The organism is Streptomyces sp. BR123, from assembly GCF_013401435.1.
In the GTDB taxonomy this organism is placed as follows: domain Bacteria; phylum Actinomycetota; class Actinomycetes; order Streptomycetales; family Streptomycetaceae; genus Streptomyces.
In genome coordinates, this window is record NZ_JACBGN010000673.1 from 1 (window position 1) to 598 (window position 598).

At 76.3% G+C, this 598-nt stretch carries 1 protein-coding gene; it reads left to right on the forward strand.

Translation table 11 applies throughout. From position 1 onward, the window contains the following. Positions 1-5 precede the first annotated feature (5 nt). On the forward strand, positions 6-503 hold the full coding sequence (locus tag HYE82_RS36975) for a MarR family transcriptional regulator (protein ID WP_309144574.1): 498 nt from the start codon (positions 6-8) through the stop codon (positions 501-503). The last annotated feature ends 95 nt before the right edge of the window (positions 504-598 follow it).

A 598-nucleotide genomic window follows, 5' to 3' on the forward strand; every position in this document is an offset into this window, starting at 1 on the left:
TGTGTATAAGAGACAGGCCGGGGACGGCAGGGGAACCCCTGCCGCTGCGCGCCCGCCAGGACCTGCTCAGCCGCACCGCCCTCGGCGTCTTCGGCCTGAACGGGCGCTTCCTCGCCCTGTCGGAGGAGCTGGCCCGTCCCGCCGGGCTGACGGCCGCACGGTGGCAGGTGCTGGGCGCGGTCCTGAAGGAACCACTGCCTGTGGCGGGCATCGCCCGCGCCATGGGCATCACCCGGCAGAGCGTTCAGCGCGTCGCGGACCTGCTGGCCGCCCAGGGCCTCGCGGAATACCTGCCCAACCCGGCACACCGGCGCGCGAAACTGCTCCGCCCGACGGAGGCGGGCCGTGCCGCCGTCGCCCGCATCGACCCGGGCCACGCCGCCCTGGCCACCGCCCTGGCGGACCGCCTCGGCGACGCCGCGTTCCGCGAAACGGTCGCCGTCCTCGACCGCCTCACCGCCGCCCTGGACACCCTCCCGCTCCCTGCCGCCACCGACGCGTAGGACGCGAGGCCCCGCCGACGCGTCGTCCGGCAGCTGCAGCGCGTCGTTCCAGCCCCGCCGGCGTGTGAGGCGCGGGAAGGGGCGCAGTCCGGAGC